Raw genomic sequence first — 18,302 nt, forward strand, 5'->3', positions numbered from 1 at the left:
GGTTTTCTTGTTTGTCGGTGTCGTTTGTCGGGATGCCCGCCCTACGGGATCAGGCGGCGAGCGGGTGCATGTCTTCCCCGGCCCAGACGGCGGTTACCCTGTCGCCGGCGTTGAGAGGGGCCGCGAAGAAGGCCTGTTCGGTGACGGTCACGGCGAATTCCTCGACGCCCGGGGACGCCAGGCGCAGATGGACCATCGGCCCCTGGTACTCGACCAGACGGACCGTGCCGGTGAAGCTGTTGGGTCCGGCCGTGGACTGGTCGTGCAGGAGGCGGATCTTGTCGGTCCGGACGGCGAACTGCCGGCCGGCGGCGCCGTCGAGGAACGACAGGACGTTGTGGCCGCCGATGAAGCGGGCGACGAAGGCGTCGCGCGGCCGGTTGAACACCTCGCGCGGGGAGCCGGCCTGGGCGATCCGCCCGTTGTTCATCACGACGACCAGGTCGGCCAGCGCCAGGGCTTCCTCCTGGCCGTGGGTGACGTGGATGAAGCTGATCCCAAGCTCGCGCTGGAGGCGCTTCAGCTCCTCCCGCATCTTGACCCGCAGGAAGGGGTCGAGCGCAGACAGCGGCTCATCCAGCAGCAGGGCGCTGGGGTTGGTGATCAGCGCCCGGGCGAGGGCGACCCGCTGCTGCTGGCCGCCGGAAAGCTGGGCGGGCAGCCGCTCGGCATACTTGTCCATCTGGACCAGTCCGAGCAGGTCCATCGCCTTGGCCCGGCGCTCGGGCTTGGAGACCCCCTTCAGCTTCAGGCTGAAGGCGACGTTGTCCACGCAGGTGAGGTGCGGGAACAGCGCGTAGCTCTGGAACATCATCGCCGTGCCGCGCCGGGCCGGCGGCAGGTCGTTGATGTGCGTATCGCCGAGAAGTATGTCGCCGTCGGTTACGGATTCATGTCCCGCGATCATCCGGAGCGTCGAAGTCTTGCCGCAGCCGCTGGGTCCCAGGAGGCAGCAATAGGTTCCCGCCGGAATGCGAAGGTCGATCGAGTCGACCGCCGTTACCGGCCCATACATCTTGGTGACCGCAGCGAGTTCGATATCCGCCGGTCCGGCCATTCGTCTCTACTCCACCCTGTCTCTTTGACTTGCCGATCATCAGCAGGCCACTCTTCAGCAATTTGGGTGCCAGGGAGGGCGGATGGGCGGATACGGAGCCGGATGCCTGTGAAGCCGGAGGAGAATGGTCAAATTGTATTCAAATCAGGATCTATTGCATGATTTTTAGGCAAACCCGATGACCTTCGGCATCGTGGTCGGCATGGAGGCCGAGGCCCGTATCGCCCGCCGGTCGGGCTTGCCGGTGGCGTTGGCCGGTGGAGCGCCGCGACTGCTCGCCGAAGGTGCCGACGGCCTGATCAGCTTCGGCATCGCAGGGGGCTTGGCACCCGGTCTCGCCCCCGGGACGCTCGTGGTCGCGTCCGAGGTGATCCTGGAGGGCGGCGACCGCCTGCCGGCCGGCCTGCCGCCGGGATACGCGGTGCCGAAGGCAGCCCTGCGGGCGCCGGTCGCCGAAGCGGCGATGATCGTGGCGGGCATCGGGGCGAAGCGGGATCTCCACCGCCGCACCGGCGCCGCCGCGGTCGATCTGGAAAGCGGGCAGGTGGCCCGGCTCTGCGCCGATGCCGGGGTGCCGTTCGCGGTGATCCGGGCCATCGCCGACCCGGCGGAGCGGGAGTTGCCTCCCGCGGCGCTGGTAGGCATGGGACCCGGCGGGCGTGTGGCGCTCGGCGCCGTCCTCGCGAGCGTCGCGGCCCGGCCCGGCCAGATACCGGCCCTGGTCCGGGTGGCCCTGGACACCCGGAAGGCGTTTCGCGCGCTCGCCGCCGTCAGGCTGGGTTGACGTAGTTCTGCGGGAACAGCGAGCGGAGCGTCACCTCGTCGAAATCGCGCTTGAAGGGGATGTCCTGCACGAACCGGCGGACCCTGGCGACGGCGGGGCGGGAGTCGATGGCCTGGAACCACCGTTTCAGGTTGGGCGTGGCGTCCAGCGGCGTGTCGCTGCTGTTCATGACAAAGGGTGCGCGCTCGATCCAACCCCAGGCCGCCATGTCGACGATGGTGAATTCGCCGCCGACCAGATAATCGCGATCGGCCAGCCGGTCGTCGAGGACCCGGTAGTGGCGCTCGGCCTCCCGGCGATAGCGGTTGGTCGCGTAGGCGCTCTCCGTATGGGTGCGCTGGAAATGGACGGCCTGGCCGGAATAGGGACCCAGCCCGGTCGCGACGAACATCAGCCACGACAGGAGGCTGCCCCGGTCCTCCGGCTTTCCGCCGAGCTTGCCGGTTTTTTCCGACAGGTAGAGCAGGATCGCGTTGGAATCGAAAACCGGCACGCCGTCGTCCTCGATCGCCGGCAGCTTGCCGTTGGGGTTCACCTTGAGGAAGTCGGGGGAATGCTGCTCGCCCTTGAAGGTGTCGACCGGAACGACCTCGTAGTCGAGTCCGGCCTCCTCCAGGAAGAGGGCGACCTTCATCGGATTCGGCGTGTAATGGAAGTAGAGGCGTATCATGTCGATTCTTCCCGGAATGTTGCCCTGTAGTATCGCGGTTCGGCACCGGTTTGTGCCGTGCCCGGTCACCCGCTGCGCGCCGCGACGAGGTTCATGACGACGTCGATCCACTCCAGCCCGACCTGGATCTTGACCGGGACCTGGGGTTCGCCGGGCAGGGGAGCGGCGAACCAGGCCGTCGCGGTGCGGTCCACGCCGTACTGGAAGAACTCGCCCTCGTCGCGGTCGCGCTCGAAGCCGGCGACGGGATGGATGCGGATGGTGCATCTCTCGGCGGCGCCCTGGTGCATGTTGCGCGACGATTTCAGGAGGGTATCGGGACCCTCCGATGTCACGGTGACGTCGTAGCGGCGCCGGCCGTCGAAGACCGGGAAGGTGCCGGTGCATCCGGTCTCGCCGCCCGCGGCGATGATCCCGACGGCGGCGCTGACCGGGTCCAGGGTGTTGGGGCGGAACTCCGGCGCGACCGCGCCGGAGGCCAGCTCGGACTGGGGCGGCTCGGCCGTCACGGACACGTTGCCGGCACCGTCATAGTCCAGGGCCAGGGTTCTGTGGCGCTTACGTTGCCGGCGGTCGGAGCGGAACTGCTCGGGCTCGACGCGGACGCCCTCCTCCATCCGGCCGTCGGCGGAAGCCCGGTAGGACCAGCGGGACAGCAGGTCGACCAGCCGGCCGCCCTTCGCCTCGACGCCGGCGGAGTAGCGGTCGCCCGCGATATCCAAGGTCATCGCGCCGCTGACCAGGAACAGGCCGCCGGCATAGACGTCGTAGTCCAGCGTCATGGCTCCCGCCTGGAGAGGAAGCGCGCACAGGACGACGGCAGCGGCGCAGGTGCGGAACGGTGCCATGGTGATTCCCCCGGCTCTGGAGAGTGCGGATGATGGTCAAACGCATTCTCCAGGCCCGAGTGGCGACACCATGGCGGAAAAAATCAGCCCCGGCTGCCGCTCCGGGCGCTGCCCCGGCCGGACAGGCTGGGGTTCTGCATGAAATAGGTATGCGCGTTCGGGGCGCCCGGCTCGGCCTCCATCCGGGTGAAGCCGCCGTCCGCCCCCATCAGCCAGCTCTGCGCCCGGTCGCGCAGGTTGGTGCCCATGATCTGCTCGACGATCTGCTCGTGGACCGTGGCGTTCTCGATCGGCACCAGGGTCTCGATCCGGCGGTCCAGGTTGCGCGGCATCCAGTCGGCCGAGGAGATGTAGACCTTCGCCTTGGGGGAAGGCAGGCCGTGGCCGTCGCCGAAGCACATGATGCGGCTGTGCTCCAGGAAGCGACCGACGATGCTCTTGACCCGGATATTCTCGGACAGGCCGGGCACGCCGGGACGCAGGCAGCAGATGCCGCGGATGATCATGTCGATCTGCACGCCGGCATGGGAGGCCTCGTACAGCTTGTCGATGATGTCGGGATCGACGAGGGAGTTGAGCTTGATCCAGATCGCCGCCTTGCGGCCGGCGCGGGCGTGGGCGATCTCCCGGTCGATCATCTCGACGATCCGGCTGCGCAGCGTCAGCGGCGCGATCGCCAGCTTCTCCAGGTGCTGGGGCTTGGCATAGCCGGTCATGTAGTTGAACATGACCGAGGCGTCATGGCACAGCGCCGGGTCGCAGGTGAAGAACGACAGGTCGGTGTAGATCTTGGCCGTGATCGGATGGTAGTTGCCGGTTCCGAAATGGACGTAGCTGTGCAGCCCGTCCGCCTCGCGCCGCATCACCAGAGACACCTTGGCGTGGGTCTTCAGGTCGACGAAGCCGTAGACCACATGGACGCCGGCGCGCTCCAGGTCGCGCGCCCACTGGATGTTGGCCTCCTCGTCGAACCGGGCCTTCAGCTCGACCATGGCGGTGACCGACTTGCCGGCCTCCGCCGCCTCGATCATGGCCGCGACGATGGGGGAGTTCTTGCTGGTCCGGTACAGCGTCTGCTTGATCGCGACCACCGCCGGGTCGCGCGCCGCCTGGAGCAGGAACTGCACCACCACGTCGAAGCTCTCGTACGGATGGTGGACCAGGATGTCCTTGTGCCGGATCGCCGCGAAGCAGTTGCCGCCGAAATCCCGGATCCGCTCGGGAAAACGGGCGGTGAAGGGCGGGAACAGCAGGTCGCTGCGCTCGTCCAGGATGAGCTGCTTGACGTCGCCCAGCGCGATCAGCCCCTTCTGGACGAAGACGTCGCCGGGAGAAACGCGCAGCTCGCTGACCAGGAACTCGCGAAGATCGTGGGTCGTCTCCGCCTCGACGGCGAGGCTGATGACCTTGCCGCGCCGGCGGCGCTTAAGGGCGCTCTCGAAGGTGCGGACCAGATCCTCCGACTCCTCGTCGATGTCGATCTCGCTGTCGCGCAGCACGCGGAACAGGCCGTGGCCGGTCAGCTTGAGCGGCGAAGGGAACAGGCGGTCGAGGAACATCAGCACCAGGTCTTCCAGCAGCAGGAAGCGGGTGCCCGTCCCCGGCAGCCGCACGAAGCGCTCCAGCTGGTTGGGAAGCGGGATCAGCGCGTCGAGCGGCTCGGTCTTCTCCGGGTCCTTGAGCTGGAGGACGAGGGCCACGCCCCGGTTGGCGATGAACGGGAAGGGGTGGGCCGGATCGACGGCGATGGGGGTCAGGACGGGAAAGATCTCGCGCAGGAAGCGGGCCTCCGCCCAGGCGCGATCCTCCTGGGACAGCTCCCTCGGCGCCACGACCCAGATGCCGGCCTCCCTCAGTTCCTCCAGCAGGGCGTTGGCGCAGTCCTGCTGCTGGTCGTTCAGCTGGATGATGGCCTGGTTGATCAGCGCGAGCTGTTGTTCCGGCAGGAGATTGTCGGGCGTGAGGGCCTTGACGCCGGCGCGTTCCTGGGCTTTCAGGGCCGCGACCCGGACCATGATGAACTCGTCCAGGTTGCTGGCCGAGATCGACAGGAAACGCAGCCGCTCCAGCAGCGGGTGGTTGGTGTTGTGGGCCTCGCCCAGCACCCTGTCATTGAAGGCGAGCCAGGACAGTTCCCGGTTGATGAAACGGTCGGGCGGCAGCTCCAGCGGCTCGGCTTTCGGCTGCGGCTCGGGCTTGTTCGCGCGCGCCGGCTTCTGGCCGGTCGCTTCCACGGTCGTGTCCATGTTCCATCCCCCAGGTGCTTTTCGTCAGCCGTGCCGGTCATCCGCGGCGCAACATGCGGCAACATTCAAGGCTGCCGCATGTAACATTTGTTAACATTTTGTGTCGATAGCCGTCCTGTGTCATATCGCCCCGGCGATCCTTGACTTCGGCGGTGGTTCCGCGTGTCTGTTGCCGCGTGTGTCCATGACGGAGAACAGAGATGATCCGGTACAGTTTCGCTGGGGCGCTGGTCGGTGCAGCCTTCGGCCTGGTTGCGGCGGCTCCGGCGGGGGCGGAAGAGGTGGGCTGCGTCACGACGGCCTGGAAGCTCCTGGGGGCCAATCACAGGGTCTGCGTCGAGGCGTTCGACGATCCGAAGGTCCCGGGCGTCGCCTGCCATCTGAGCCAGGCCCGGACGGGCGGGGTCTCGGGCAGCCTGGGGCTGGCGGAGGACCCCTCGCGCTTCTCCATCGCGTGCCGGCAGGTCGGCCCGATCACGATGCCCGACAAGCTGCGCGACAACGAGGAGGTCTTCACCGCCGACACCTCGATCCTGTTCAAGGAGACCCGAGTCGTGCGCATGTTCGACCGCAAGCGCAATACCCTGGTTTATCTGAGCTACAGCACCAAGATGGTGGACGGATCGCCGATGAACGCCGTCTCGACCGTGCCGATCATGCCTTGGCGGGAGTAGGGGCGGGCACGCCGGTTGAGTGACGATTTGAGTGACGAGACTTGACGTGAGCACACAGACATATCCCATTTCCGTCGCCCCCATGATGGACTGGACGGACCGGCACTGCCGGTACTTCCTGCGCCAGATCAGCCGGCACGCGCTGCTGTACACCGAGATGGTGACGACCGGGGCGATCCTGCACGGCCCGCGGGAGCGGCTGCTGGCCTTCCACCCGCACGAGCACCCGGTGGCCTTGCAACTGGGCGGCAGCGACCCGCAGGCCCTGGCGGAGTGCGCGCGGATCGCGGAAGGGTTCGGCTATGACGAGATCAACCTGAATGTCGGCTGCCCGAGCGATAGGGTGCAGTCCGGGCGGTTCGGCGCCTGCCTGATGGCGGAGCCGGACCTCGTCGCCGACTTGGTTGGCACGATGCGGTCGGCCGTGTCGATCCCCGTGACCGTCAAGTCGCGGATCGCCATCGACGAGATGGAGGAGTGGCCGACGCTGGACGGCTTCATCGCGACCGTGCGGGCCGCCGGCTGCACCCGGTTCATCGTCCATGCCCGCAAGGCCTGGCTGAAGGGGCTGAGCCCCCAGGAGAACCGCGACATCCCGCCGCTGCGCTACGATCTGGTCCACCGGCTGAAGCGGGAGAATCCCGACCTGGACATTACCATCAACGGCGGCATCCCGGACCTGGACTCGGCGGCCGAGCATCTCCAGGTGGTGGACGGGGTCATGCTGGGCCGGGCGGCGTACAAGAACCCCTACGTGCTGGCCGGCGTCGACCGGCGGTTCCACGGCGGTACCGAACCGGTCCCGACTCGGGAGGATGTGGTGCGTCGGATGCTGCCCTATATCGAGGCCAGGAGGGTCGAAGGCGTGCCCCTGAACGCCATCACCCGACACATGACAGGTCTGTTCCAAGGGCAACGCGGCGGCCGCGCGTGGCGGCGGCATTTGAGTGAATTTGCTCACAAGACCGGCGCGGGGCCTGAGGTTGTCGAGGCTGCGATGGCCCGGATCGATCCCCTGAAGGGATTTCCGCAGGCCGCCGAATAAAGGGGCGCGACAAAACGGCCTGTACCGTGTTGTCTGGAATTCGCGGTTTAGCCCTTGACAAACTGCCCGTAAAGACCGAAATGGCCGGCCGTTCACCGATCGGAAATAGCTGTGTCAGATTTTGGTAACGTGAGCGGTGCCGCGAGACGAAGGCGGTGCCGCGACAATGGTTTCCGAAACGAGTGAATTTCTATTCCTCCGCCTCGGCAGGGGTCGGCGGGACTGAGTTGGAAATCCGAGGACAATCGTTATGACCGCCCTTGAAATCACGGCGCACCCTGTCGCCGACGCCGATCGCGCCACTGCGGTGCGCAACGAGACCGCGGGAGCCCGCGGCAACATCGCCTTTGCCGAGCATTCGACCGACCCGGTCCGGCTGTACCTGCGTGACGTGGCGCAGCACCCGCTGCTGACGCGTGAGCAGGAGGTGACGCTTGCCCAGCGCATGGAGGCCGCCCGTGCGGCCATCGATGACGTGATCGCGGCCAGCCCCTTCACCTGCACCCGGCTCATGCGGAGCCTTCACGGCCTGCGCGACGGCTCCGTCAACGTCGGCACCGTCGTGGACCTGGAGCGCTTCGCCCGCATGGGGGCCGAAGCCGAGAGCGAGGACGCGGCGCTGGACGACGACCTCGCCGAGGTCGCCGATGCGGATACGGAAGTAGCGGAGGCCGTGGCGGTTCCGGCCATATCCGCTGCCGAACTGGCCGCGTCGGTGGTCGAGGCGCTGGAGCGGATCGAGGCGGTCCAACTGACCGACGCCGCGGCTGCCGCCGCGCTGATTCGCGAACTGCCGCTGTCGATCGACCTGCGCACCGAACTGATCAACACCATGCGCGACGTCAACCGGCGCATCGTCGGCGTCGATGGCCGCCTGGCCCGCGTCGTCATGGCCGGCGGCGTGAAGCGCGAGGCCTTCCTGGAAGCCTATCTCGGCTCCGAGGACGAGCAGGGTTGGCTGGCCAAGCGGGCCGCCAAGGGCGGTGCCTGGGCCAAGCTGGCCGAGCGCAAGGGCCAGGAAGTCGATGCCCTGTTCGCCGAGTTGGCCGAGATCGGCCAGACCGTCGGGCTGCCGATCAGCCAGTTCCGCGAGCTGTCCGCCCGCCTGCAGCGGTCGCAGAACGACCAGATCCGCACCAAGGAGTCCTTCGCCAAGGCGAACCTCCGTCTGGTCGCGGCCCTGGCCCGCAAGCATCTGAACCGGGGCCTGCCGTTCCTGGACCTGGTCCAGGAGGGCAATATCGGCCTGATGACCGCGATCGAGAAGTTCGACTGGCGGCGCGGCTACAAGTTCTCGACCTATGCTACCTGGTGGATCCGGCAATCGATGACCCGGGCGCTGGCCGACCAGGGCCGCACGATCCGCATGCCGGCCCATGCCTGCGAGGCGCTGACCAAGATCCGCCGCTGCGCGGTCCAGCTTCGCCTGCGCCGGGGCATCGAGCCGACCAACGAGGATATCGCGACCGCGCTGGCGATGCCTGTCGAGAAGGTCGCCGAACTGCTGCGCATGGCGGCCGACGCGGTCAGCCTGGACGCTCCGGTCGGCGATGACGACGACGGCGCTCGGCTGGGCGACTTCCTGGAGGACAGCGCCACGACCGGCGCGTTCGACGCGATCGCCGCCGGCTCGCTGCGCGAGAAGCTGTCGGAGATCCTGGACGACCTCACCCCGCGCGAGGCCGACATCATCCGCCGCCGCTTCGGCCTTGCCGGGACCGAGGAGACGCTCGAGGATATCGGCCGCGACTACAACGTGACCCGCGAGCGCATCCGCCAGGTCGAGGCGAAGGCGCTGCAGCGGCTCGGCCGGGCCAAGCATGCCCGGGTGCTGAAGACCTTCCTGGAAGGCTGAGGCCCTGGAAGGCTGAGGCCCTGGAAGGCTGAGGCCGGTCCGGGAGTTCAGGCGAACGAAAAGCGCCGGCGGGAGATCGATCTCCCGCCGGCGCTTTTCGTTTCTGCCTCCGAGGCTCAGCCGCCCAGCCTGACCTCCAGCCGCGCCATCAGGCTGTCCAGCTCCTTGTGGTCGTCGGCGTTGAGCCTGGGACCGGGGGCGCGGACCGCGGCGGAGGCCAGGACGCCGCGCCGGCGCAGGATCTCCTTGCGGATGGCGAGGCCGATGCCGGCCTGCTGTTCGTGGCGGACGATCGGCAGGTAGGTGTCGAACAGATCCTCGGCCCCGTCGGCGTCGCCGGCGAAGAAGCGACGGCAGACCTGGACCAGCATCTCCGGGTAGGCGAAGCCGGTCATGGCGCCGTCGGCGCCGCGCCTGAGTTCCTGGGGCAGGTGGAGCCCGCCGTTGCCGACCAGGATGCTGATGCGGCGCCCGCCGGTGTCGGGCCAGGTGCGAATCTGGCTGAGCTTGCGCAGGCCCGGCGCGTCCTCGTGCTTCAGCATCACGATCTGCGGATGGTCGTCGAACACCCGCCGCAGCGTCGCGACCGACACGGGGACCTGCGTCACCTGCGGATAATCCTGGAACACCACCGGCACGTCGGGGCCGAGGATGCGCAGGGTCTCCGCGAAGTAGTTGATCACCTGTTCCTCGGTCTTCAGGCCGGACAGGGGGGCGATCATGACGCCGGCGGCGCCGGTATCCAGGGCGGAGTGGGCGAACGCCGCGAGGTTGTTGCTTCCCGGATTGCTGACGCCCACGATCACCGGGATGCGGCCGGCGATCCGGTCGAACACGCGGCGCATGAAGCTCTGCTGCTCGTCCGGAGTCAGCTTCGGCGCCTCGCCCATGATGCCGAGGATCGTCATGCCGTCGACGCCGCACTCCAGGTAGAAATCCACCATCCGGTCGGTGCTGGCAAGGTCCAGCTTGCCGTCGTCCTCGAACGGCGTGGCGGCGATGATGTATACGCCGCTCGCCCGTTCGTTCAGCTTTTCGCCCATTCCTTTTCCTCCCTGCGACTGCGGATCAGCGGACCGGAGGCCAGCCTATCACCGGTCCGCCGGCTTTTCCTGGTCGGCGGGCTTTTCGCCGCCTTCTCCGGTCCAATCGTCGGTGATCATGGACTGGGCTTCGCTGATCTGGTCCACCTCCTCCTTGGACGGCGGGCGTGGAATGCGGGGGCTCTTGGGGCTGGTCGGGGTCTCGCCCGGGCGCTGCTCGTCGGCCATGGTCATCCTCCTCTGGGGGTTCACCATGACTAACAAGAAAGGGGGCTGATGATCACCCGAGCGAGACGTCCAGGTACAGCATGATGACGAACCCCAGCATCAGGCCGACGCTCGCCGCCTTCTCCAGCCCGGCGCGGTGGGTTTCCGGGATGATCTCGTTGCTGACGACGAAAATCATGGCGCCGGCGGCGAAGGCGAGGCCCCAGGGCAGCAGGGGGGCGGCCAAGGACACGGCGAGAAGCCCCAGGAGGGCGCCCAGCGGCTCGACCAGCCCGGTCGCCAGGGCGATGGCGACGGCCTTGCCGCGCTGGTAACCGATGCTGTGGAGCGCCACGGCCACGGCCAAGCCTTCCGGCATGTTCTGGAGGCCGATCCCGAAGGCGAGGGGAAGCCCGGTCGCGGTACTGCCGGTGCCGAATCCGACGCCGACCGCCAGTCCCTCCGGGATGTTGTGCAGGGTGATCGCGATCACGAACAGCCAGATGCGCCGGAAGGTATCTGTCTCCGGCCCCTGGCGGCCCTTGATGAAATGCTCGTGCGGGGTGAGCAGGTCGAGCGCCCAGAGGCAGGTGGCGCCGAGCAGGATTCCGGCGCCGACCACGGCCGGGCCGGCGCCGGTCTCCAGTGCGGGCAGGATCAGCGAGAAGAACGAGGCCGCCAGCATTACGCCGGCGGCGAAGCCCAGCAGCCCGTTCTGGAGGCGGCTGGAGACCTTGCGCAGGAACAGCAGGGGCACGGCCCCGAGGCCGGTGGCGGAACCGGCGGCGAGGCTGGCAAGGAAACCGATGAGAACTATGGACACGCCTATTCCGTCAATCGTCGGCTGCGGCCGCCACCGTCTCGGCGCCCGGGGGAGAAGTGGTTGAAGAAGCGCTCTGGTAAGGGATGACGAAGGCGAAGGTTGCACCTTGGCCCGGCGCGGTTTCCACCCAGATGCGACCGCCCAGATGTTCGACGATGCGCTTGCAGATGGCAAGGCCCAAGCCGGTGCCCTGCGGCTTGTCGGTCATGGTGTTGCCGACCTGGCGGAACTTGTCGAAGACGATCTCCGCGTCGCCCGGTGCTATGCCCGGGCCGTTGTCGGCGACGGCGACGCGGACTCCTTCCGCGACCGGCTCGACGCTGACGACCACCCGGCCGGTCCCCGACGGGGTGAACTTGGCGGCGTTGGACAGCAGGTTCATCGCGACCTGCGTCAGGCGGTCGTGGTCCCCCCGGACCGGCGGCACGTCGGCCGGGATGCGCTGTTCCAGCGCGACGTCCTTGTCCTTGAACACCTGCGCGGTGGTCGCCGCCGCGTCGCGCATGATCGCGGCGAGATCGATCGGGCCGATCGTCCAGTCGATCTCGCCGGCCTCGATCTTCGCCATGTCGAGCACCTGGTTGATCAGGCGGGTCAGCCGCTCGCTCTCGCGGATGATCAGGCCCAGGAACTCCTGCGACTGCTCAAGGTCGATGTCGGGGTTGTCGTGCAGGATCTCGGCGAAGGCGCGGATCGACGTCAGGGGGGTCCGCAGCTCATGGGTCACCGTCGACAGGAAATCGTCCTTGAGCCGGTCAAGCTCCAGGAGCTTCTCGTTGGCGGCCCGCAGCGCGATGGACGTGCGCTCCAGCTCGGCGGACTTCTGTTCGAGCTGCCGGCTGTATTCCAGCACCTGGCTGGTCTCGTCCAGCATGCGCAGCAGCTCGGCCATGGTGACCTCGCCGCCCTTGACGGCGGAGGCGAGGGCCACGCGGGCCGACGCGGCGCCGACCGCGCCGGCCATCAGCCGCTCGCCGAACCGGACCAACTCGGCGGTCGCCTGCCGGTCGCGGCGCAGGTCGATGTTGCGGCCGCGGGCGAAGCCGGCGAAGGCCTGCTCGGCCCGCTGCGGCCCGAGGAATCGCCCGACCAGGTCGACGAGGTCGCCGACCGTCGTGCTGCCCCGCCAGGTGCCGCCCTCGATCGAACGTTCGGTCTGGCGGAACACATCGACGAAGGCGTGGGCCTGGACCCGCTCCCCGACGCTGGGCCGGTCGAACAGCGACACGCCGACATAAAGGCCGAGATTGGCGAGCATGCTCCAGAACAGCGCGTGCGACAGCGGGTCGAGCCCTTCGAGGCCGAACAGGGCATAGGGGCGCAGCAGGGAGATCCCGGCGGGACCGTCGGTCAGGAAGCCGGGGTCGAGCCAGCCCGACCGCGCGAAGGAGGGCAGGAGCAGCGTGTAGGTCCAGGCGGCGATGCCGGCGACCAGCCCGGCGATGGCGCCGCGCCGGGTCGCCCGGCTCCAGAAGATGCCGCCGATCAGGGCCGGGGCGAACTGGGCGACCGCGGTGAAGGAGATCAGCCCGATGGCTCCCAACGCATAGGCGCTGCCGGCGAACCGGAAATAGGCGTAGCCCAGCAGCAGGATCGTCAGGATGGCGACTCGCCGGATCGCCAGCAGCAGGGGCGTCAGGTCCGGGTGGCGGTCCAGCTTCAGGAGGCGCAGGTTGAGAAGCGCCGGGATGACGAGATCGTTGGAGACCATGGTGCTGAGCGCCACCGTCTCCACGATGATCATGCTGGTGGCGGCCGACAGGCCTCCCAGGAAGGCGAACAGGGCGAGTGCGCGCCAGCCTTCCGACAGCGGCACGGCGAGGACGAACATGTCGGGATCGACCGTGCCGGCGGGGAACAGCAGCATGCCGGCCACCGCCACCGGCAGCACGAACAGGTTGATCAGCAGCATGTAGAGCGGGAACAGCCAGACCGCGCGGCGCAGGTGCGACTCCCGCATGTTCTCCACCACCGTCACCTGGAACTGCCGCGGCAGGCAGATGATCGCCGCCATGGAGAGCAGCGTGACCGTGATCCAGCTGCCGTCCGCCAGGGCCGGGTCGGCGGTCAGCAGGCGCGCGGTCCTGGGGTCGGCCGCAGCATTATCGAACAGGTCGGTGAAGCCGTCGTGCAGGCCCCACACGACCATGATGCCGACCGCCAGGAAGGAGACCAGCTTGACCACGCTCTCGAACGCGACCGCCGCGACCATGCCCTGGTGGTGCTCGGTGGCGTCGATGTTGCGGGTGCCGAACACGATGGCGAAGGCGGCCATCAGCAGGGCAACGTAGAACGCCTTGTCCGCGAGCAGGGCCGCCTGCGGCCCCGTCCCGAAGCCGGAGGGATCGGTGCCGGCCAGCACGTCGAAGCTGACCGACACCGCCTTGAGCTGGAGCGCGATATAGGGCGTGATGCCGACGATCGCGACGGCGGCGACCAGCCCGCCGAGCAGGTGGCTCTTGCCGTAGCGGGACGCGATGAAATCGGCGATCGAGGTGCTGCGCTGCTTGCGGGCGATCCGCAGGATCTTGGCGATCACGAGATACCCCAGCACCATGACCAGGGTCGGCCCGAGATAGACCGGCAGGAACCCGATGCCCAGCGTCGCCGCCCGCCCGACGCTGCCGTAGAAGGTCCATGTGGTGCAGAAGACGCCGAGGGACAGGGCGTAGACATAGGGGCTCGCGATGACGCTTCGGCCCCGGTCGGCCCTGCGGTCGGCCACCCAGGCGATCGCGAACAGCAGGAACAGGTAGGAGAAGGATGCGACGGCGATCAGCGAGGCCGGCATCACCGCTTGTCCTCGTCACGCTGGCGCCGTTCCATCGCCAGCCCCAGCAGGATGATCACCAGCGCCCAGGCGGCGAAGATGTAGACCAGCAGCGCCGGCCAGCCGAACAGGGTGCCCGGAGCCCCGAACGCCTTCAGCAGCGGCGGGTTGAACAGCACCAGCGCCAGCAGGAACAGCGCGACGAGGCGTTCACCGGACGGTGATCCCGGGGATCCCCCGGGCGGCGCCCTGTCGCGCCGGGCGGTCAAAACGCCCGCTCCCGCGCGTGCAGTTCGACCAGGATGTTGGCGCTTCGGATCGCGTCGTCGAGCGTGATGACGTTCTGTTCCCGCAGCATGTCGACGAACCGCAGGAAGATCGCCGCGGTCAGCAGGCTGTCGCCCAGGGCGGTGTGGCGGTCGACCACCTGGATGCCCAGCCGCTTGGCGATGCCGTCCAGCGTGTGGTCGGCATCCGGCCCCTGGAGCTGGCGCGACAGCAGCATGGTGTCGAGCACGGGATGGTCGAACCGGACCCCGCTGACCTTCTCCTTCATCTTGAGGAACTTGAGGTCGAAGGCGGCATTGTGGGCGACCAGCACGGCGCCCGACACGAACAGGTGGAACTGCGGCAGCACGACCGATGCCCGCGGCTTGCCGCGCACCATGTCGTCGGTGACGCCGTGGAACTGGATGGTCTCCGGCGGGATCATTCGGCCGGGATCGACCAGCTGGCTGAAGGTCTCGCCGGTCAGGATGCGCCCGTTGACGATCCGCACGCCGGCGATCTGGATGATCTCGTCACCGTCCGACGGGCGGAGGCCGGTCGTTTCGGTATCGAAAACGACGAAGGTCAGCTTGTCGAGCGGCGTCCGGCCCAACTCGGCCGTGGCGATCGGCTGGTGCAGCAGGGAGAAATCGAAGAATTCCGGCCGGGCCGAGGGCGGCGCGCGGTCGGCATGGCCGTGGAGCTGTTCGGTCGGCGGCAGCGGCACGCGCATGCGAGCCAGCCCGGGCCGGGGAGCGTCGCACCACAGTTCGCTCCGGTGATGCTGCAGGACGTCGGTGACGGTCAGGCCGCCCAGCGCGTCGGGCAGGGCCTGTTCCATCCAGCCGTCCACGACGGAGGAGGCGACCGGCGTGCCGCTCCACGAGATGTCGACGAAGACCCAGGAGCCCCCGGTCTCCGCCGAAAGGTCGAAGTTCCCGGCGCCGGTGACCTCGCCCAGCCGCCGCACCAGATGGTCGAGCAGCACGACGAGGCTGTAGCTGTCGCCGTGCAGCCATTGCGGCAGCCCGGTCAGCGTGATGGCCGGCCCGCCGGCGGCGGCGACCCGGGCGATCACAAGGTTGATCAGGTTGCCGGAGTGGATGTCGCTCATCGGCCAGGCGCCGGTGATGATGCTGCGGTAGTCGCCGGTCACGCGCTCCAGGCGGTTGGACAGGGCCGCGCATTCCTCCAGGATCACCTGTTCGAACGCCCGGCGCGACTCCCTGTCCAGGTCGGGGTTGTCGGACAGGGTCTCGGCCGCGGCCAGCAGGTTGGCGACCGGCGGCCGGAATCCCTCGGTCGCGGCCCGAAGGACCGCGTCGCGCTTGCCCAGCGCCGCCAGTTCTGCGGTGACGTCGTCGAAGGTGACCACATAGCCGGTTATGATGTCCTCCTCCTGGAGAATCAGGCTCATGCGCCCCTGGAGCAGGTAGCGCCCGTCGGTGGTGGCGGCGACGAACTCGGCGGTGACGCCCATGGGGTGGCTGTGGTGGCGCCCATCCTTGACCCGCAGGGTCAGCCGCTCCAGCGTGTGGAGCACGGGAGCCCGGGTCACCACCTGCAGCAGGTTCCGGCCGAGGCCCAGGTCGCCGGTCAGGTGGAGCAGGGTCAGGGCCGCCTGGTTGTAGAGCAGGATCTGGTGCTGCTGGTTGCACACCAGCACGCCCTCGTGCAGGTCGCGCAGCAGGGTGGAAAGCCGGCTCTTCTGTTCCTGCACCACCGCGGTCGAGGAGGCGACCGCCTCGTCTATGTCGGACCGCGCGGCGGCCAGTTTCTCGCCAAGCTCGTTGATCGCCTGGGGCAGGGGGGAGAGCGCCGCGTACCGCTCCGGCGGGACCCGGGCCGCCACGGTGCCGTGGCCGATCACCCGGGCCTCTCCGGCCAGCGCCGCCAGGGACCGCAGGATGCTCCCGTCGACGATCCGCCACAGGGCGAACACGGCTGCCAGCGCGATGGCGGCCCCGCCGACGGCCTGGGTCACCAGCGGGTTGCCGGCCCCGTCGGCGTTGGCCATCGCCGACGGCAGCAGGATCATCAGGACGGCGGCGACCGCACCGACCGACGCGAACAGGAGGGCCATTCTGCGGCGTCCGTCCATGGATTGCAGGCTCCCGTGCGAACGGTCAGGCGGCGGCGAGGTGCTTGCGCACCGTTTCGACCAGGTCGCGGGTGGAGAAGGGCTTGGTGATGTAGTCCGTCGCCCCGAGCGCCATGCCCTTCTGCCGTTCGACGTCGCGGCTCTTGGCGGTCAGCATGATCACCGGCAGCCGCTGCCAGGCGGGGTTGGCCCGTATGGTCTGGCAGACGTCGAAGCCGTCGCGCTTGGGCATCATGGCGTCGAGAAGGATCAGGTCCGGGACCGCCTGCTCGACCGCCTGGATGACCTCCTCGCCGTTCCTGGCGAGACGGACTTCGTAGCCCGCCTTCTGGAGCAGGAACTGGAGCGAGAGCAGGATGCTCGGCTCGTCGTCGGCGATCAGGATGGATTGGCTCATGAACGGCGTTTCCTCCGGCGCCCAACCCCGCGGCCGGGGCTGTTTCTTATTAGTTATGGTCAACACCAGTGGCGCCCAATGTACCCAGAGGGCTTCTACCCGATCAACAGCGACTATAAGAAAATTGTGATTTAGCGGACGCGAATGACATTACCGCGAAGATTTGCCGCACTGCGGAGTTCATCGGAGGCATCGGCCGCCTCCTTCTCCGTGCCGTAGCGGCCGACCCGGACCACCTTCCAGGCCTTGCCCGCGCCGTTTGTCCAGTCCGAGACGAAGGCGTCCCAGCCCTTGCCCGAAAGCTCGCGCGCGAGGCTGGCGGCGTTCGCCGGATCCTGGAAGCTGCCGACCTGGACCGTGTAATAGCGGCTGGGGATGGAATCCGCCTGCCGATCCCTTCCGGACCGCTCGGGCACCGGCAGGGTCGCGGACACGCCGGGGACGGGGGCGGCATCGCGCGGCTTCGACACCAGATCGCTGAGCGCCGCGATCGCCGGATCGATGGCCGGCTCGGCGGGGGGGGCCGGCTTCTCCGGCGGCGGTTCGGTCACCGCCTCCGGCGGCGGTTCGGCCACCGCCTCGGGCGGCGGTGCTTCCACCGGGGCCGCCAAGGCGGGAGGCGGCTCCATGGGAGCGGGCGGCGCATCCGGAACGGCCGCCGCCGTCATCTCCGCCGGCGGGGGCGGCTCGGGTGGCTGCGGCTCCGGCGTGATCTCGGTGGGCGCCTGCGGCTCCGGCGCGATCACGGCGGGCGGCTGCGGAGCGGGCGCGGCTTCCTCGGCCACCTGCGGCGGCGCATCCCGCATCGGCGCCGGTTGCGGGACCGGAGGCGCCGAAGGCGGCATCGGCGGGAGAATCGATGAGGGCGGCGGCGGATCGGCGGCGACCTGAGGGGACGGGCTCACCGACGGAGGCGGGGGAGAAGCGGGCACGGGGGGGTTGGGCGGCTCTGCCGCCGGCTCGACGGTTACCGTGGTGGTGCGCGGCGGAGGAGCGAGCATCACCGTGCTGACCCAGGCTCCGGCCGCGAAGGTCAGTACCAGTCCCACGGCCATGGCGGTGGATTTGAAGTTCATCGAGCACTATCCGGCCCGGGCGCGTCGAGCCCTCCAGGCCAGCTCCGTTTATTTTTCTGTCCTTCGGTCGAATAGGCGCCCGGAGGTCTTAAGGGCTCGTAAATCAAAATGCGGGGGATCCACCGCCCTGGTCGCGCGGTGGATCCCCCGCAGTCCGAAAAGACCGTGCGGCGTCGCGGTCAGGTGCGCGAAACGCTATCACGGGGCAGCTCAGCCGTGCGGCCGGCGGGGGCCGCCGGGACTTCCGGGGATTCGTCCTCCCGAAGTCCGCTCCGGAACTGCTTCATGCCGCGGGCGATGTCGCCCATAGCCTGGGGAATCCGCTTGGTGCCGAACAGCAGCATGACGGCTGCCAGAACGACGATCCAGTGGAAGAGGCTGAAGGAACCCATAATCTTGTCTCCAGTGAGGCCCCGCCTTGCCGGCAGTTCCCGGTTGA

The 18,302-nt window shown here is 68.4% G+C and carries 17 protein-coding genes; 4 read left to right on the top strand and 13 right to left on the bottom strand.

Annotated elements, in window-relative coordinates; translation table 11 throughout:
* Positions 1-49 precede the first annotated feature (49 nt).
* Positions 50-1,057: an ABC transporter ATP-binding protein gene (locus JL100_RS09840; RefSeq protein WP_202683627.1), complete on the bottom strand. Its 1,008-nt coding sequence runs from the start codon at positions 1,055-1,057 to the stop codon at positions 50-52.
* 178 nt (positions 1,058-1,235) lie between these two features.
* On the opposite strand from JL100_RS09840, the gene JL100_RS09845 reads away from it, so the two are divergent.
* Positions 1,236-1,841 carry a phosphorylase family protein gene (locus tag JL100_RS09845; protein ID WP_202683626.1) on the top strand — a complete coding sequence of 202 codons (606 nt, stop codon included), beginning with the start codon at positions 1,236-1,238 and terminating at the stop codon, positions 1,839-1,841.
* Here the strand turns inward: JL100_RS09845 and JL100_RS09850 are convergent.
* From JL100_RS09850 to JL100_RS09860, 3 genes are all read right to left on the bottom strand, one after another.
* Positions 1,828-2,511 carry a glutathione S-transferase family protein gene (locus tag JL100_RS09850; RefSeq protein WP_202683625.1) on the bottom strand — a complete coding sequence of 228 codons (684 nt, stop codon included), beginning with the start codon at positions 2,509-2,511 and terminating at the stop codon, positions 1,828-1,830. The two genes, JL100_RS09845 and JL100_RS09850, sit on opposite strands and share 14 nt — an antisense overlap.
* 65 nt (positions 2,512-2,576) lie before the next feature.
* Complete coding sequence (locus tag JL100_RS09855; RefSeq protein ID WP_202683624.1) at positions 2,577-3,359, bottom strand: DUF3108 domain-containing protein; 783 nt, start codon at positions 3,357-3,359, stop codon at positions 2,577-2,579.
* An 83-nt stretch (positions 3,360-3,442) separates the two neighbouring features.
* On the bottom strand, positions 3,443-5,605 hold the full coding sequence (locus JL100_RS09860; RefSeq protein ID WP_202683623.1) for an RNA degradosome polyphosphate kinase: 2,163 nt from the start codon (positions 5,603-5,605) through the stop codon (positions 3,443-3,445).
* 200 nt (positions 5,606-5,805) lie between these two features.
* Between JL100_RS09860 and JL100_RS09865 the strand changes: the two genes are divergently transcribed.
* The 3 genes from JL100_RS09865 to JL100_RS09875 all read left to right on the top strand — a co-directional run bounded on the left by JL100_RS09865 (position 5,806) and on the right by JL100_RS09875 (position 9,179).
* Positions 5,806-6,279: a CreA family protein gene (locus JL100_RS09865; RefSeq protein ID WP_202683622.1), complete on the top strand. Its 474-nt coding sequence runs from the start codon at positions 5,806-5,808 to the stop codon at positions 6,277-6,279.
* Positions 6,280-6,361: 82 nt separating this feature from the next.
* The gene (gene dusA / locus JL100_RS09870) at positions 6,362-7,324 is read left to right on the top strand and encodes a tRNA dihydrouridine(20/20a) synthase DusA (RefSeq protein ID WP_211113158.1); all 963 of its coding nucleotides are present in this window, start codon (positions 6,362-6,364) and stop codon (positions 7,322-7,324) included.
* 250 nt (positions 7,325-7,574) lie between these two features.
* Positions 7,575-9,179, top strand: coding sequence for a sigma-70 family RNA polymerase sigma factor (locus JL100_RS09875; RefSeq protein WP_202683620.1), 1,605 nt, complete (start codon positions 7,575-7,577; stop codon positions 9,177-9,179).
* A gap of 116 nt (positions 9,180-9,295) precedes the next feature.
* Here JL100_RS09875 and JL100_RS09880 read toward each other — a convergent pair whose 3' ends face one another.
* The 9 genes from JL100_RS09880 to tatA form a co-directional block, all read right to left on the bottom strand.
* Positions 9,296-10,222, bottom strand: a complete 927-nt coding sequence (locus tag JL100_RS09880; RefSeq protein ID WP_202683619.1) for a dihydrodipicolinate synthase family protein — start codon at positions 10,220-10,222, stop codon at positions 9,296-9,298.
* Positions 10,223-10,270: 48 nt separating this feature from the next.
* A complete protein-coding gene (locus tag JL100_RS09885; RefSeq protein WP_202683618.1) occupies positions 10,271-10,450 on the bottom strand; it encodes a hypothetical protein in 180 nt (59 codons plus the stop codon).
* 52 nt (positions 10,451-10,502) lie between these two features.
* Complete coding sequence (locus tag JL100_RS09890) at positions 10,503-11,252, bottom strand: ZIP family metal transporter (protein ID WP_228421170.1); 750 nt, start codon at positions 11,250-11,252, stop codon at positions 10,503-10,505.
* Between the two features lie 10 nt (positions 11,253-11,262).
* Entirely contained in the window at positions 11,263-14,043 is a 2,781-nt protein-coding gene (locus tag JL100_RS09895; RefSeq protein WP_202683617.1) for a sensor histidine kinase, read from the bottom strand.
* Positions 14,043-14,291, bottom strand: a complete 249-nt coding sequence (locus JL100_RS09900; RefSeq protein ID WP_202683616.1) for a hypothetical protein — start codon at positions 14,289-14,291, stop codon at positions 14,043-14,045. Before JL100_RS09900 ends, JL100_RS09895 begins: the two co-directional genes overlap by 1 nt.
* Entirely contained in the window at positions 14,288-16,372 is a 2,085-nt protein-coding gene (locus tag JL100_RS09905; protein ID WP_228421171.1) for a 3'-5' exonuclease, read from the bottom strand. The genes JL100_RS09900 and JL100_RS09905 overlap by 4 nt, the downstream gene beginning before the upstream one ends.
* Positions 16,373-16,415: 43 nt before the next feature.
* Positions 16,416-16,787, bottom strand: coding sequence for a response regulator transcription factor (locus JL100_RS09910; protein ID WP_202683614.1), 372 nt, complete (start codon positions 16,785-16,787; stop codon positions 16,416-16,418).
* Positions 16,788-16,918: 131 nt separating this feature from the next.
* On the bottom strand, positions 16,919-17,863 hold the full coding sequence (locus JL100_RS36505; protein ID WP_202683613.1) for an SPOR domain-containing protein: 945 nt from the start codon (positions 17,861-17,863) through the stop codon (positions 16,919-16,921).
* Between the two features lie 179 nt (positions 17,864-18,042).
* Positions 18,043-18,255 (bottom strand): twin-arginine translocase TatA/TatE family subunit, encoded by a 213-nt coding sequence (gene tatA / locus JL100_RS09920; protein WP_202683612.1) that lies wholly within the window; start codon positions 18,253-18,255, stop codon positions 18,043-18,045.
* Positions 18,256-18,302 lie beyond the last annotated feature (47 nt).

Source organism: Skermanella mucosa (assembly GCF_016765655.2).
Taxonomy (GTDB): domain Bacteria; phylum Pseudomonadota; class Alphaproteobacteria; order Azospirillales; family Azospirillaceae; genus Skermanella; species Skermanella mucosa.